We start from the raw sequence: 14,618 nt of genomic DNA on the forward strand, positions 1-14,618 counted from the left end.
GGCCCGCGCCGGATTCACCCGGTTCACCGGGCCCGCCCTGGCCACGCTCCGCGAGTACGTCGTCGCGCCGATCGGCGGCGGCCGCGGCGCCGACGTCGTCGTGCGGGCCGAAGCCGCCAAAGCAGGTCTGACCGCCCTTTACGGGCTGAAGATGGGGCGCCAGAACGCCGTCGCCGACCGGGATCTCTGCCGCGCCCTGGGCCTCGACATGGACTCGCTGATCATCAAGGTCCGCAAGGTCAACACCAGCCTCGCGGGCAAGCCCAGCGCCAAGGCGGCCAGGGCGGCCGGCAAGGAGGCGACGGCCCTGGAGGAGGCCGCGGCGAAGCTCAGGATCCGCCTACGCTGAAAGACATGAGCGATTTCCGGATCGAACACGACTCCATGGGCGAGGTCAGGGTTCCGGCCCCGGCCAAGTGGCGGGCGCAGACCCAGCGGGCGGTCGAGAACTTCCCGATCTCGGGCCGGCCGATCTCCCGGGCGCACATCGCGGCGCTCGGGCTGATCAAGGCGGCGGCCGCCACCGCCAACGCCGAACTCGGCGTCCTCACCAAGGAGCAGGCCGGCGCGATCACCGAGGCGGCGCTGGAGGTGGCCGAGGGCCGCTGGGACGCCGAGTTCCCGATCGACGTCTTCCAGACCGGCTCCGGCACCTCCTCCAACATGAACGCCAACGAGGTGATCGCGACCCTGGCGGCGGAGCGGGGCGTCGAGGTCCACCCCAACGACCAGGTGAACGCCTCCCAGTCGTCGAACGACGTGTTCCCGTCCTCGATCCATCTCGCGGCGACCGCGTCGATCGTCCAGGAGCTGGTGCCGTCGCTGCGGATCCTGGAAGGCTCGCTGCGGGCGAAATCCGCCGAGTTCGCCGACGTCGTGAAGAGCGGCCGCACCCATCTGATGGACGCCACCCCGGTCACCCTCGGCCAGGAGTTCGGCGGCTACGCCGCGCAGATCGGCTACGGCGTCGAACGGCTGGAAGGGGTCCTGCCCCGGCTGGGCGAGCTGGCGTTGGGCGGGACGGCCGTCGGCACCGGCATCAACACGCCCGCCGGATTCGGGGCGCGGGTCACGGAACTGCTGGCCGAGCGGACGGGCCTGCCGCTGCGCGAGGCACGGAACCATTTCGAGGCCCAGAGCGCCCAGGACGGGCTGGTCGAGGCGAGCGGCGTGCTCAGGACCATCGCCGTCGGGCTCAACAAGATCGCCAACGATCTGCGCTGGATGGGTTCGGGGCCCCGGGCGGGGCTGGCCGAGATCCGGCTGCCCGATCTCCAGCCCGGTTCGTCGATCATGCCGGGGAAGGTCAACCCGGTGCTGCCGGAGGCCGTCTGCATGGTCGCCGCCCAGGTGATCGGGAACGACGCGGCGATCGCGTTCGGCGCGGCGTCCGGCTCGTTCGAGCTGAACGTCCAGTTGCCGATGCTGGCGCGGAACCTGCTGGAGTCGATCAGCCTGCTGGCGAACGTCACCCGGCTGCTGGCCGAGCGGTGCGTGGACGGGATCGAGGCCGACGCCGACCGCTGCCGTTCCTACGCCGAAGGCTCGCCCTCGATCGTGACCCCGCTGAACAAGTTCCTCGGCTACGAGGAGGCGGCGGCCATCGCCAAGCAGGCGCTGAAGGAGCGCAGGACCATCCGCGAGGTCGTCCTGGAGCGCGGCCACGTGGAGCGCGGCACCCTCACCCTGGAAGAGCTCGACACCGCGCTCGACGTGCTGGGCATGACCCGCTGAAAAGAAGGGCCCCCGCACCGCGAACGCGGAGCGGGGGCCCGACCTGGAACTGGATTTGAAACTGTTCGTGAGTGCTCGTTACTTCTTGAGCGTCACGTTGATGGTGTTGCCCGGACCGGCCAGCAGCGCGGTCACCTGGCTGTTGAGCGAGCCACAGCCTTCGGTGGCCGGGATCGTGTAGGTGCCGGAAAGGGCACCGCCGACTCCGGTCACGAAGTTGGTGGACTTCAGCGTGACATCGACCGGCGTCTTGGTCTGGCAGGCGGGACCGCCCGCGACCTCGATGCCGAACACCTTCACGGACGGGATCTTCACCAGCATCTTGCTGTTGGTGGTGAGGTTCGTGCCGGAGAGGGTGCCGGTGGTCTGGCCCTGCTGGACGAAGGTCGCGTCAGCAGTGGCCGGGATGAAGCCCAGCAGCCTGAAGGAGCCGGTCGACTTCTCCAGGGCCAGGTCGCCGGCGAAGTTGCCACCGGTGATCGTGCCCGCGATCTTGCCCTTGAGCGGCAGGGTGCCGTTCGCGGCCTTGATCTTGGACGAGCCGGCGACGTTGTAGGCGAACTCCGTGCCCTGGCCGATCGGCAGGGTGTGGACGTTCGCCGCGTTGCTCAGGTCGGACACGTTGCCGGCCTTGTCGACGGCCTGGACCGTGAAGACGTAGTCCTTGTCGGCCTCGAGGCCCGTCACCGTGAGGTCGGTCGCGGTGATCAGGGTGGCGTTGACCTTCACGCCGTCCTTGAAGACGTCGTAACCGGCGACACCGGCCTGGCTGTCGGTCGAAGCCGTCCAGGTCAGCGGAACACTGTTCGAGCTGGCGGTACCGGCCGTGAGGACCGGCGCCGTCGGCTTGGTGGTGTCCTTGGGCGTGACGGTGATCTCGTTGCTGGCGGGGGACGTCTCGGCCGGAACGGCGTTGACGGCCTTCACCGTGAACTTGTAGCCCTTGCCGTAGGCCAGGTCGGCCGACTTGAAGATGGTGCCGGTCGGCGAACCGACCTTGACGCCGTCACGGTAGACCTCGTAGCCGGTGGCGCGGTCGACCGCACCCCAGCTCAGGGTCGGGGCGAAGGAGTCGGCACTGTCCACGGTGATCACCGGGGCGGCGAGCACGACGACCGGGATCGGCTGCGTCTTGAGGGTCTTGCAGACGGGCGCGGACGCGCCGGCCGCGTTCACCGCGGACACACAGAACTCGTAGTTCGTGTTCGCGGCGAGACCTTCGTAGGTCTTCTCCAGGGTGCCGACCGGGACCGAGGTCGCGGCGCCGTCCTTGGTGACCGTGTAGCTCTCGACGGCACCGCCCGTGGTCGGGGCGGTCCACTTGACCGTGGCGCTGTTGATCGTCGTGGTGCCGTCGACCGAACCGACCGCGCCGGGCTTCTGGAGCGGCGGCAGCTTGGTACGCAGAACCTTGGTGACCGGAGCGGAGTCACCGGCGGCGTTGGACGCGACGACCGAGGCCGTGTAGTCCGTGTCAGCGGTGAGACCGGTGAAGGTCGCGGTCAGCGTGCCGGCCGGGACGGTCTTGTTCTGGCCGCCCAGGCTGACCTTGTACGACGCGACCGCACCGCCGGTGGCGGGGGCCGTCCACGTCACCGTGGCACTGTCGGACGTGGTGGTGCCGTCGACCGAACCCACCGCGCCGGGCTTCTCCAGCGGGACGGGCTTGGTGCGCAGCACCTTGGTGACCGGCGCGGACGAACCGGCGGCGTTCACCGCCACGACCGAAGCCGTGTAGTCCGTGTCGGCGGTGAGACCGTTGAAGGTCGCGGTCAGCGGACCAGCGGCCGGGACGGTCTTGGTCTGGCCGCCCAGGGTCACCGTGTACGACTCGACCGCACCACCGGTGGTGGGGGCCGTCCACGTCGCCGTGGCACTGTCGGACGTGGTGGTGCCGTCAACGGAACCGACCGCACCCGGCTTCTGGAGCGGCGGCTTCTGCGTGCGCAGCAGCTTGGTGACAGCGGCGGAGTCACCGGCGGCGTTGGACGCGACGACCGAGGCCGTGTAGTCCGTGTCAGCGGTGAGACCGGTGAAGGTCGCGGTCAGCGTGCCGGCCGGGACGGTCTTGTTCTGACCGCCAAGGCTGACCTTGTACGACTCGACCGCACCGCCGGTGGCGGGGGCCGTCCACGTCACCGTGGCACTGTCGGACGTGGTGGTGCCGTCGACCGAACCGACCGCACCCGGCTTCTGGAGCGGCGGCTTCTGCGTGCGCAGCAGCTTGGTGACAGCGGCGGAGTCACCGGCGGCGTTGGACGCCACGACCGAGGCCGTGTAGTCCGTGTCAGCGGTGAGACCGGTGAAGGTCGCGGTCAGCGTGGTGGCCGGGACGGTCTTGGTCTGGCCGCCCAGGGTCACCTTGTAGTTGGCGACCGCACCGCCGGTGGCGGGGGCCGTCCACGTCACCGTGGCACTGTCGGACGTGGTGGTGCCGTCGACCGAACCCACCGCGCCGGGAGCCTGCAGCGGCTCCGGCTTGGTGCGCAGCACCTTGGTGACAGCGGCGGAGTCACCGGCGGCGTTGGACGCCACGACCGAAGCCGTGTAGTCCGTGTCAGCGGTGAGACCCGTGAAGTTCGCGGTCAGCGGACCGGCGGCCGGAACCGTCTTGGTCTGACCGCCCAGGCTCACCTTGTACGAGGCGACCGCACCACCGGTGGTGGGAGCCGTCCACGTCACGGTGGCGCTGTTGTGCGTGGTGCTGCCGTCGACCGAACCCACCGCGCCGGGCTTCTGGAGCGGCTCGGGCTTGGTGCGCAGCACCTTGGTGACCGGCGCGGAATCGCCGGCGGCGTTGGACGCCACGACCGAAGCCGTGTAGTCCGTGTCAGCGGTGAGACCCGTGAAGGTCTCGGTCAGCGTGCCGGCCGGAACGGTCTTGGTGACCCCGCCCAGGCTGACCTTGTAGTTGGCGACCGCACCGCCGGTGGCGGGGGCCGTCCACGTCACGGTGGCGCTGTTGTGCGTCGTGGTTCCGTCGACCGAACCCACCGCGCCGGGCTTCTGGAGCGGCTCGGGCTTGGTGCGCAGCGTCTTGGACACCGGCGCGGAGTCGCCGCCCGCACCCTTGGCGATGACGGTGAACGCGTAGTCCGTGTCGGCGTTCAGGCCGGTGATCTCGGCGTTGGTCGAGGTCACGGTCTTGGTGCCGCCCGGCCACGAGACCACATAGCTGGTCGCCGGTCCACCGGTGGTGGGGGCGTTCCAGGTCAGGTTCGCGGAGTTGTGGGTGGTGGTGCCGTCAAGCCCGCTGATCGCCCCGGGGGCCGGCTCAGCGGCCTGCTTCACCTTGAAGGTGAGGAGGTTCTTGCCGAGGCTGTCCGGCAGGAGGTAGCAGTTGCGGCGGAACTGGCCGAGGGGCGGCTGGAGGCGGACGTGGTCCGCGTCGAAGGTGTCCATGGACAGGACCAGGTCGCGGACCGGGGTCAGCGACGGGTCACCGATCGTGATCGCGCCGTCGCCGGCCTTCTGGAAGACCAGAGCCGGGGCGATGGCCTTACCGTAGATCTTGAAGCCGGGCGTGTTGCCCTCTTCGTCGATCGGGTCCGGAACGACGGCCTCGTCCAGCGTGGCCCGCGTCTGCGAGTGCAGCGGCGTGGCCGGGTCATCGGGGTTGGTGATGACGTTGTTCGAGATCGCGATACCGCCGAGGTACTTGGCGTAAACGCCGGCGATAGCGGTCGAGACCGAGTCGTCGATGTGCGTGATGACATCGATGACGATCGGCCGCGCACGGGTGTTGGTGTCGATCTCCTCAGGGAAATCGACCGCCATGTCGACCATGACGGTGCGGCGCTGGATCGCCGGGAACAGGCAGCTGAACTTCAGCGGAGCCGCCAGCTCGTACCGCTTGGTCGGCAGACCCGAGCCGTCCTTGGTGTCCTGGCCGCGCGGCGGCTGGGTGTCGAACGTCGCCGGAGGGTTGCCCGGGGTCCCACCGCCGTTGATGTAGGACTGGCCGAGCACGTTGTGCTGGCCCGCCTGCACCCAGCAGTCCGCGTCGAAGGTGCCGAGGCTGGTGGGGTTGCCCGCCTCGTCCTTCGGCGTGAGCTTCAGCTTCAGGTTCTCGACGTTGATCTGCGCCCAGCCACCCTGGGTCAGGGTGATGTTCTCAGAGTTGCCCGTCGCGTTGAGGCTGACCCCGGCGGTCGGCTCGGGCGGCGGGAAGGCGGCGTTGCCCTGGCCGCCCTCGTTCACCGCGAGGCCCGGCGTGGTGATGGCCTTCTTCGCGATGTCGATGTTGGTCTTCACCTCCTTGCCGGTCGGGAACTCGGGGCTGAAGAGCTTCGCGTTCGCGACGCCGGTGCCCTCGATGGTGTAGGCCTTCGCGGCCCACATGCCCTTCGAGGTCTCCGCGGTGACGTCGGTGACCGCGGTGATCGGCAGGCTGTAGGTGCCGCCCGTCTGGAAGTCCGGAAGAACGGTCGACACGGTGACGGTGATCGGCTGGGTGCCGATCATCGGGAAGCCACACGTGTACTTGATGGGGGGCGCCGTGATCGGGCCCGGAGCGGCGTACGCCGGCCCCGTGGCAAGCGCGACCACGCCAACGGTGGAGGTCACCGCCGCCGTCGCCAGGGACAAGGCCCTGCGACTGATGGACGATCTCTTGCGTTTCACCTGCTACCTCTCGTAGTACGGAACAGGTCGGGTGTTACAGGGCCGTAAATTACTTCTAAGTAACCGGTTCGTCCCTGTCGCCATTTGACAACTTCGATCGTGACCTGACTCACATGTGCGCGCTTCGGAGAAATCCATGGTCACTTGGGCGCGAATTACGGACCCCGGCCGTCCCGCTACGCGTGGAAGTGACAAATAATCCGTATGTCGAGCGCGTAAACCACACTTTCGAGGTGCCTATACAACGGGCGGACCCTCGCAGGGTTATCCAATATTTATACAAACCGATCCGAGGACTGTCGCACTCCGCGCAGGCAATGTGAAGGAACTTCGCCTTACCGCACAATGCCTGACCTGCGGATTCCTTATAAACCCCGGGGGCGCCTTATCAACTGGCAACACATGCGCCGCCGGATACCTGTGTTCAGCGACGTAGACCGGCCGTGACGCGGACCACACCATGGCCCCACCCACACACCCACCCAACCGTCACCCGAATGGATGAACGGCCCCGTGGTTTCCCCTGAGGAGAGGCAAGAAGTGAGCAGAAAGCGCGTCAAGGGCACCGTGATCGGTGTGACGACAGGGCTCGGTCTGGGCATCGTCTCGATCGTCGGTGCGACTCCGGCCGCAGCCGCGGGCCCCGTCGAGAAGACCGTCGACTACAGCTGCGCGTACCCGCTGATCGGGACCCGCGATCTGACGGTCAAGCTCAAGGCCTACATGCCTACGGTCTTCGAGAAGGAGACCGCCGCCCCCGACATCGTCGTGACGACCGAGAACACGATCGGCGCCGACACCACCGAAGGGCTTTCCGCGATCGGCGCCGCGAGCCTCGAGGGCTTCGCCATCGCCAAGGTCACGGTCAACGGCCCCGGCGGCGTCGCCCCCGTCAACATGGACGTCCGGCAGATCCTCGGTGTCACCCCGGTCCCCGCCAGCGGCGCGTTCCAGCTTCCGTCCTACGGCAAGGCTCCCGGCATCGGCTTCGACTTCGCCGGCGCGGGCAACATCGTCCTGGGCGACCTCGTCCTCACCGTCACCCCGAAGACCGCCGCCGGCCAGCCCACCGGCATGGGCACCTTCACCGTGAACTGCACGCAGAAGGCCGCGCCGACCACGGTCCTGGCTGACATCCAGGTCGTGGACACTCCCGTCACCTACGACCCGGCGCCCACCCCTTACCCGCCGGCGGGCACCTGGACCAGGGACAACACCGTCCATCCGTCCGGCAAGCTGAACTACAACCTGAAGCTGAAGGGCTCCTCGTTCATCAAGTCGGCCAACGGCACCCTGGGCCTCGACGGCGGGATCAACATCGCCGTGGACGGCGCGACCGGCGACATCGTCGGCCCGCTGACCCTGAAGCCGACCAAGGGCAACTTCAACATCCTCGGCTTCATGCCGATGACCGCCGACATCACTTTCCAGCAGATCGGTGACACCGTCGGCAAGTACGCGGGCGGCCAGGTCGACACCGTCTCGACGATGAACATCAAGTACAGCTCGTTCAAGGCGCTCGGCTTCATCCCCATCGGCGGCGGCGACAAGTGCCAGACCCCGACCCCCGCCAAGATCGCCATGCACTCCAAGCGCGGCGTCTTCTTCAACCCGAACAAGGGCGGCGACTACGTCTCCGACAACTACACCTTGTCCGGCACCCAGGACTGCGGTTTCACCAACCCGATCCTGAGCATCTTCGCCAAGGGCGACGGCAACACCATCACCGCCAAGCTCGCCCCGTAATCGCTCCACCGGCATAGAGCCCCCGGCGCCTGCGAAAGGCGCCGGGGGCGTCCGCGTTCCCTACCAGCGAATTCAGTACCAGCGGGTCGCGCCCCAGTGCGCCCAGGCGGCGCACGGCGATCCGTACCGGTAACGGATATAGCGCAGCCCCCATTTGATCTGGGTCTTGGGGTTGCTCGCCCAGTCGGCGCCCGCGCTGGCCATCTTCGAGCCGGGCAGCGCCTGCGGGATCCCGTGGGCGCCCGAGGAGCCGTTGTGGGAGCGGTGGTTCCAGCCGCTCTCCTTGGCCCACAGCTTGTTGAGGCACTTCCAGTGCGGGCTCGACCAGCCGAACCGCGCCACCATCTGGCGGCCGATCGCCTTGTTCTGCTGGACCCGCGAGAGCTTGCGGACCGGGGTGAGCCTCAGCTCCCCGCCCCGGTCGTGAATCTTGACGCGATGCTGCGACGCCATGATCGGCAGGCCCGCCTCGGCCGCGGGGGCCGAGACGGTGAGCAGTCCCGCGGCCGTCAGGACGACGGTCACGGCTGCGGTGGCCTTGCCGAGTTCGGTGCGGCGGAGTCGGATCAAGTCGCTTCCTTCGTTCGCCTCGGCACCGGCCATGCCTCGGACGGCCATCGCTCCACCTCGACGCGCGGGGGCCGGGCGTCTGACATGCGGACATGCCGCGAGAAGGTCCGTGCCGAGAACGGCACGGACCGGCGGAGCGCTTGCGGAGCGCCGGGCCTGGTACCCGGCGACTCCGCTCACCGTAAGTGGTGACACGCCACGTAGCGTGACCACCGAGGACGCGCGTCGATCCTGTTTCGAGGCGTTCGAAACGATGGTTTTGCGGAGGGGCTACCGTGCCCTGACCCCGCGTACCTGATCTTGACCCGGCCGGTCCGCCGGACGGCTCAGTACCAGTGGTGGCTGCGGAAGTGCGCCCAGCCCGCGCAGGGGGTGCCGTAACGTCCCTTGATGTACCGCAGGCCCCATTTGATCTGGGTCTTCGGGTTGGTGCGCCAGTCCTTGCCGGCGCTCCGCATCTTGGAGGCGGGCAGCGCCTGCGGGATGCCGCCCGCGCCGCTGCTGCCGTTGTACGCCTTGTGGTTCCAGTTGGACTCCTTGGTCCACAGGAGCACGAGGCAGCGGTGCTGGGTCTTGGACCAGCCGCGCGCCTTCACCATCGGCGCGGCGATCGCGATGTTGCGCTGCTTGCGCGACTTCTTCTTCTTGGCCTTCGTCTTCTCCGCCGCGACCGCCTTCGTGGAGGTCGTCGCCGCGTGCTGCGCGGCCTGTGCGGGAAGGGCCGTCCCCAGGGTCAGGGCCATTCCGGCGGCCGCCGTAACGACAGCGGCCCTCAGCCCGATGGACCGATTACGGGGGGCCTGGGGGGAAGTGCGGAACAAGAGGGTTTCCTTCCGTCGGCCCGACGCCGGTCGCGTCACACGGGCAGGGGCCACCCCAGGCAGAGCTGTCGCAGGGAAGTCACGACGAACCGGGCTCCGGGAAAGGTGCGCGAGGGGACGCGCGGCGCGGGTCTGAGGGCCCGCTCATCCGGGGTGGGCGCGGCGAGTGAGGCAGGGGGCCTCGGTGGGGCTCGCCGCTATGAAGTTGGAGATCAGTACCAGTGGACGGACTGGAAGTGGCTCCAGGCTCCGCACGGGGTCTTGTAGCGGCCCTTGATGTACGACAGGCCGAACTTGATCTGCGTGGCCGCGTCAGTGCGCCACTTGGGGCCGTAGGCCGCCATCTTGGTGCCGGGGTTGGCCTGCGGAATTCCGTACGGGCCATTCACGCGTCCGGCGGTGGTGCGCCAGCCGCTCTCCCGCATCCACAGGTTGTACAGGCAGCCGAACTGGGACTTCGGGTCGAAGCCGTAGTCCGGCATCATCTGCTTGGCGATCGCCTGCGCCGTGCCCGGCTTGGTCGGCGGTCCGGGATCGCCAGCCGCCTCGTCGCCCTCTTCGGGAGTCGACGGCGTCGGCGCCGTCTTCACCCGCAGCTTGGGCGCCTTGTCGTTCTCCGCGGCCTTCCGCGCGCGCTCCTTGCGGAGCTTGGCGTCGAGCTTGCGATCGACCTTGACGTCCGTGGGCGTCGCGGACGGGTTCGGCTGGATCAGGACGTTCTCGGCCTGCTCCGCCAGCCCCTTGCCGTCGCCTTCGCCCTCGTCGGCGGTGGCGACCGCGAAGACCGAGGCCAGGATGACCACGACCATCAGGGTGATCGCGCCGCCCGCGAAGATCCTGCCGGGACCTGGGTGGCCCTGCAGATCGGGGACGACGGCGAGCGGACGTGCCGGCAGCTCTTCGCGCGGCTGCTCCGCCAGCGCGATCCCCGCCACCTTGACGTCCGGGTGGGGCGTGTCGGGTCCGGCCGGGTCCCAAGCAGACAGCGGCGCTTCAGACACGGTCGTGCTCCTTTCCCGGGTAGGCCTCTTTCGCTCCGTGGGACACACTGCCTCAGCGCCGGGGGTGGTTCGCAACCGGATCGCGCCACTTGGACATGACCGGCCCTTTGTCAACTTGGCGATTTCTTGACCCAAAGCCCGGGTGGAGCTGCGATTCATGGGGTCACGGAGGGTTCCTGTGACGTTCATCACATCTCAACGTAACGGAACAATAAAGTCACTCTATGTACGCAAACGGCCCGCCATTCCGCACAGAACGGAATGACGGGCCGTGATCGCATGGCTACTCGTTGAGCATCTCCGTGACGAGTGCGGCGATCGGTGAACGCTCGGAACGGGTGAGCGTCACATGGGCGAAGAGGGGGTGCCCCTTCAACCGCTCGACGACCGCGGCGACGCCGTCGTGCCGGCCGACCCGCAGGTTGTCCCGCTGCGCCACGTCATGGGTGAGGACGACCTTGCTGTTCTGGCCGATCCGGGACAGAACAGTGAGAAGTACGCCACGTTCCAGTGACTGGGCCTCGTCGACGATCACGAACGAGTCGTGCAGCGACCGGCCGCGGATGTGGGTGAGGGGCAGGACCTCCAACATGCCACGGTCCAAAACCTCCTCGATCACTTCCGGGGTGGTCATCGCCGACAGGGTGTCGTAGACCGCCTGACCCCAGGGCGACATCTTCTCGTGCTCCGAGCCGGGCAGATAGCCCAGATCCTGGCCGCCGACCGCGTACAGCGGCCGGAACACCACGACCTTGCGGTGCTGGCGCCGCTCCATGACGGCCTCCAGGCCCGCGCAGAGCGCCAGCGCCGACTTGCCGGTGCCCGCCCGTCCGCCGAGGGAGACGATGCCCACCTCGTCGTCCAGCAGCAGGTCCAGGGCGACGCGCTGCTCGGCGGAGCGGCCGCGCAGCCCGAAGGCCTCACGCTCGCCCTTGACGAGTTTCACGCTCTTGTCCGGCAGGACGCGCCCCAGCGCCGAACCGCGCTGCGACAGCAGCCGCAGCCCCGTATGGGCGGGCAGCTCACGCGCCGCCTCCAGTTCGGCACGGCCGGAGTCGTACAGCTCCTCGACGACCTCCGTGCCCACCTCCAGCTCCCGCATCCCGGTCCAGCCGGTCTCGACGACCATCTCCGCCCGGTACTCCTCGGCGGTCAGGCCGACGGCGGAGGCCTTCACCCGTAGCGGCAGGTCCTTGGAGACCAGGACGACGTCCTTGCCCTCCTTGGCCATCCACGCCGCGACGGACAGGATTCTGGTGTCGTTGTCACCCAGCCGGAAACCGTCCGGCAGGACGGTCGGATCGGAATGGTTGAGCTCGACCCGGAGCGTGCCGCCTTCTTCGCCGATGGGGACGGCGGAGTCGAGGCGGCCGTTCTCCAGCCGGAGATCGTCCAGGGCGCGGAGCGCCTGCCGGGCGAAGTAGCCCAGCTCGGGGTGGTCCCGCTTGGATTCGAGCTCGGTGATCACGACGATCGGGAGGACGACCTCGTGTTCAGCGAACCTCGTGATGGCGGCGGGGTCCGCGATCAGAACGCTGGTGTCGAGGACGTAGGTGCGCACTGCGGTGGCAGGACGCGTGGAGGGTGTGCCCACTCGCTCTCCTTCGGGCCCTCGAAGAGTGCCCTTACCTGGGGGATTGCTGCTTCGACAACGAACGGCGTCCCCAGAAGAGAACAGCCCCGACATGACAGGCTCATGACGGGGCTGTGAACTCTGGTTGAGGCGTCACGTGCCGTAGCGACGGTGCCGCGCGGCGTAGGAACGGAGCGCGCGAAGGAAGTCGACTCTGCGGAAGTCCGGCCAGTGGACCTCGCAGAAGTGGAATTCCGAATGGGCGCTCTGCCAGAGCAAGAAGCCGGAGAGCCGCTGCTCTCCCGACGTGCGGATGACCAGATCCGGGTCGGGCTGGCCGCGCGTGTAGAGATGCTCAGCGATGTGCTCCACATCGAGGACCTCGGCCAGTTCCTCGATGCTGGTGCCTTGGCTCGCCTGCTCGTGGAGCAGGGAGCGAACCGCATCAGCGATCTCACGTCTACCTCCATACCCAACCGCGACGTTCACAATCAGCCCGTCGGCATTAGATGTGGATTCCTCGGCATCTTTTAGGACATGGGCGGTCTTATCGGGCAGCAGGTCGAGCGCTCCGACGGGCCGCACCCGCCACCCGTCCCTGGCCAGGCCCTGGACGGTGGTCTCGATGATCCGCAGCAGCGGGTCCAGCTCCTTGGCCGGGCGGAGCAGGTTGTCGGTGGAGAGCAACCAAAGTGTGACGACCTCGACACCCGCCTCGGCGCTCCACGTCAGCAGCTCAGAGATCTTCCTGGCGCCGACCTGGTGGCCGTCGTTGACGTCCGCCATGCCCATCTCGCGGGCCCAGCGGCGGTTCCCGTCGAGGATCACCCCGACGTGCCGGGGCACCTGGTCCTTGGGCAGATCGCCTTCGACCCGGCTCTCGTACAGCCGGTAGGCGATGTCGCGGACGGCGGCGTACGGACGGCTGTGCTTGATCCGGGACTTCACGCTCCGTTTGATCTCCATGGGCGATCACTCCCTCCTCGGCCGTCCGGTTGCGGCCCTCATTATCGCCCGGATCCCCGCAAAAGTTGCGCCTCGGCGAGGACCTCGCCCAGGAAATCGGCCAGCTCGTGCTCGGTGAGGACGACCCGGACCCCGGCGCCGTCCTCGCCCCATGCCTCGATCACGGCCCGCCGTGCGATCTCCCACGCGCCCCCGTCCCAGCGGGGCGAGGTGCGCACCGAACACCGCAGCTCAGCGGTCTCCCGCCCCCGCTCGCAGGGCGCGAAGGCGAACAGCTCACCCTCGCATCCGCCGACCCTCCCGGCCGCCTCTTCCAGGAAATACCCGCAGCCCCTGCCAACGACCCCGAACGGCCGCCCGTCCCGTTCCAGCGCCAGCCGCACCTCGTACACCCCGCCGATCCGGTCCCGCGCCGCCACCGGCCGCACCCGCAGCGCCGACCCGTCCACACACCGCAGCTCCCCCATGGGCCTCCCCTACCCACCCCCCGCTCCAAGATCACCGGCACCGCGGCCCTTGACACTCCCCGGAAAATGGGAGTTACTTTCATTTGATAGAGACAACCAGATGGGAGTTCATCTTATGAAGAGCCGTTGGTGGGTGCTGGTCGCCCTCGTGCTCGCCATGACCGCGGTCAGCCTCGACATGACCGCGCTGAGCGTCGCGCTGCCGACCCTCGCCGCCGATCTGCACGCGAGCACCGGCGATCTCCAGTGGATCGTCGACTCCTACACGCTGGCCTCCGCCACCCTCCTGATCCCCGCCGGGCTGCTCGGCGACCGGTACGGCCGCAAGAAGACCCTGATCGGCGGGCTCGTGCTGTTCCTCGCCGGTTCGATCGCCGCGACCCTGGTCCACGACGCGTCCGGGCTGATCTGGGCGCGGGCGCTCATGGGCGTCGGATGCGCGGTCATCACCCCGATGGCGCTGTCGGTGCTGCTGACCTCCTTCCCCCGCGAGGAGCAGCCGAAGGCGCAGGCCGCCTGGGCCGCCGCCACGTTCCTCGGGCTGCCGCTCGGGCCGATCGTCGGCGGCTGGCTGCTCGACCACTACTGGTGGGGCTCCCTCTTCCTGATCAATATTCCGACCGGGCTCGCCGCGATCGTCGCCGTCCTGCTGCTGGTCGAGGAGAACCGCGCGCAGCACCGGCCGGGGATCGACCCCCTCGCGATCATGCTGTCCACCGGCGGGCTGTTCGCGCTCGTGTACGCCGCGATCGAGCAGCCGTCCCGCGGCTGGGGCTCGGCGCTCGTCTGGGGTCCGCTGCTCGGCGGGGCGCTCGCCCTCACCGCGTTCGTGCTGAGGACGCGGCGCTCCACCGCACCGCTGATCGACCTCGGCCTCTTCCGCGACCGCGCCTTCCTCAGCGGCGCCGTCCCTGCGACGACGCTCACGCTCGCCATGTTCGGCGTGCTGTTCGTGGTCCCGCAGCATCTCCAGGCCGTCCTCGGCTACGACGCCTTCCGGACCGGGCTCGGCGTCCTGCCGATGATCGGCGGGCTGGTCGTCGCGGCCAAGGCCGCGCCGGGAGTGGCCGCACGGATCGGGCCGCGCCGCCAGCTCGTCGGCGGGCTGGCCGTGCTG

The 14,618-nt window shown here is 68.6% G+C and carries 11 protein-coding genes; 4 read left to right on the top strand and 7 right to left on the bottom strand.

All coding sequences use genetic code 11. The features are described 5' to 3' along the window. The coding region (locus tag ACYVE7_RS16190) for a hypothetical protein (protein ID WP_460365527.1) at nt 1–349 on the top strand (349 nt) is incomplete at its 5' end. Nucleotides 350–354: 5 nt separating this feature from the next. Further along, on the top strand, nt 355–1,734 hold the full coding sequence (locus ACYVE7_RS16195) for a class II fumarate hydratase (RefSeq protein WP_460365528.1): 1,380 nt from the start codon (nt 355–357) through the stop codon (nt 1,732–1,734). Between the two features lie 78 nt (nt 1,735–1,812). Here ACYVE7_RS16195 and ACYVE7_RS16200 read toward each other — a convergent pair whose 3' ends face one another. Then, on the bottom strand, nt 1,813–6,357 hold the full coding sequence (locus ACYVE7_RS16200; RefSeq protein ID WP_460365529.1) for a fibronectin type III domain-containing protein: 4,545 nt from the start codon (nt 6,355–6,357) through the stop codon (nt 1,813–1,815). Nucleotides 6,358–6,897: 540 nt separating this feature from the next. Between ACYVE7_RS16200 and ACYVE7_RS16205 the strand changes: the two genes are divergently transcribed. Next, nucleotides 6,898–8,103: a DUF6801 domain-containing protein gene (locus ACYVE7_RS16205; RefSeq protein ID WP_460365530.1), complete on the top strand. Its 1,206-nt coding sequence runs from the start codon at nt 6,898–6,900 to the stop codon at nt 8,101–8,103. A 72-nt stretch (nt 8,104–8,175) separates the two neighbouring features. On the opposite strand, the gene ACYVE7_RS16210 is transcribed toward ACYVE7_RS16205, so the two are convergent. The 6 genes from ACYVE7_RS16210 to ACYVE7_RS16235 all read right to left on the bottom strand — a co-directional run bounded on the left by ACYVE7_RS16210 (nt 8,176) and on the right by ACYVE7_RS16235 (nt 13,501). Then, a complete protein-coding gene (locus ACYVE7_RS16210; RefSeq protein WP_460365531.1) occupies nt 8,176–8,673 on the bottom strand; it encodes an aggregation-promoting factor C-terminal-like domain-containing protein in 498 nt (165 codons plus the stop codon). Nucleotides 8,674–8,999: 326 nt separating this feature from the next. Beyond that, on the bottom strand, nt 9,000–9,416 hold the full coding sequence (locus tag ACYVE7_RS16215; protein WP_460365532.1) for an aggregation-promoting factor C-terminal-like domain-containing protein: 417 nt from the start codon (nt 9,414–9,416) through the stop codon (nt 9,000–9,002). Nucleotides 9,417–9,706: 290 nt separating this feature from the next. Beyond that, nucleotides 9,707–10,495, bottom strand: a complete 789-nt coding sequence (locus ACYVE7_RS16220; protein WP_460365533.1) for an aggregation-promoting factor C-terminal-like domain-containing protein — start codon at nt 10,493–10,495, stop codon at nt 9,707–9,709. Between the two features lie 283 nt (nt 10,496–10,778). Continuing rightward, complete coding sequence (locus tag ACYVE7_RS16225) at nt 10,779–12,089, bottom strand: PhoH family protein (protein ID WP_460365534.1); 1,311 nt, start codon at nt 12,087–12,089, stop codon at nt 10,779–10,781. Nucleotides 12,090–12,221: 132 nt separating this feature from the next. Next, nucleotides 12,222–13,034: an isoprenyl transferase gene (locus tag ACYVE7_RS16230; RefSeq protein ID WP_460365535.1), complete on the bottom strand. Its 813-nt coding sequence runs from the start codon at nt 13,032–13,034 to the stop codon at nt 12,222–12,224. 41 nt (nt 13,035–13,075) lie between these two features. Further along, nucleotides 13,076–13,501: a hypothetical protein gene (locus tag ACYVE7_RS16235; RefSeq protein WP_460365536.1), complete on the bottom strand. Its 426-nt coding sequence runs from the start codon at nt 13,499–13,501 to the stop codon at nt 13,076–13,078. 115 nt (nt 13,502–13,616) lie between these two features. Here ACYVE7_RS16235 and ACYVE7_RS16240 point away from each other — a divergent pair. After that, nucleotides 13,617–14,618: MFS transporter (locus ACYVE7_RS16240; protein WP_460365537.1), on the top strand; the 1,002-nt coding region annotated here is incomplete at its 3' end.

The sequence above is a fragment of the Actinocorallia lasiicapitis genome (assembly GCF_054778695.1).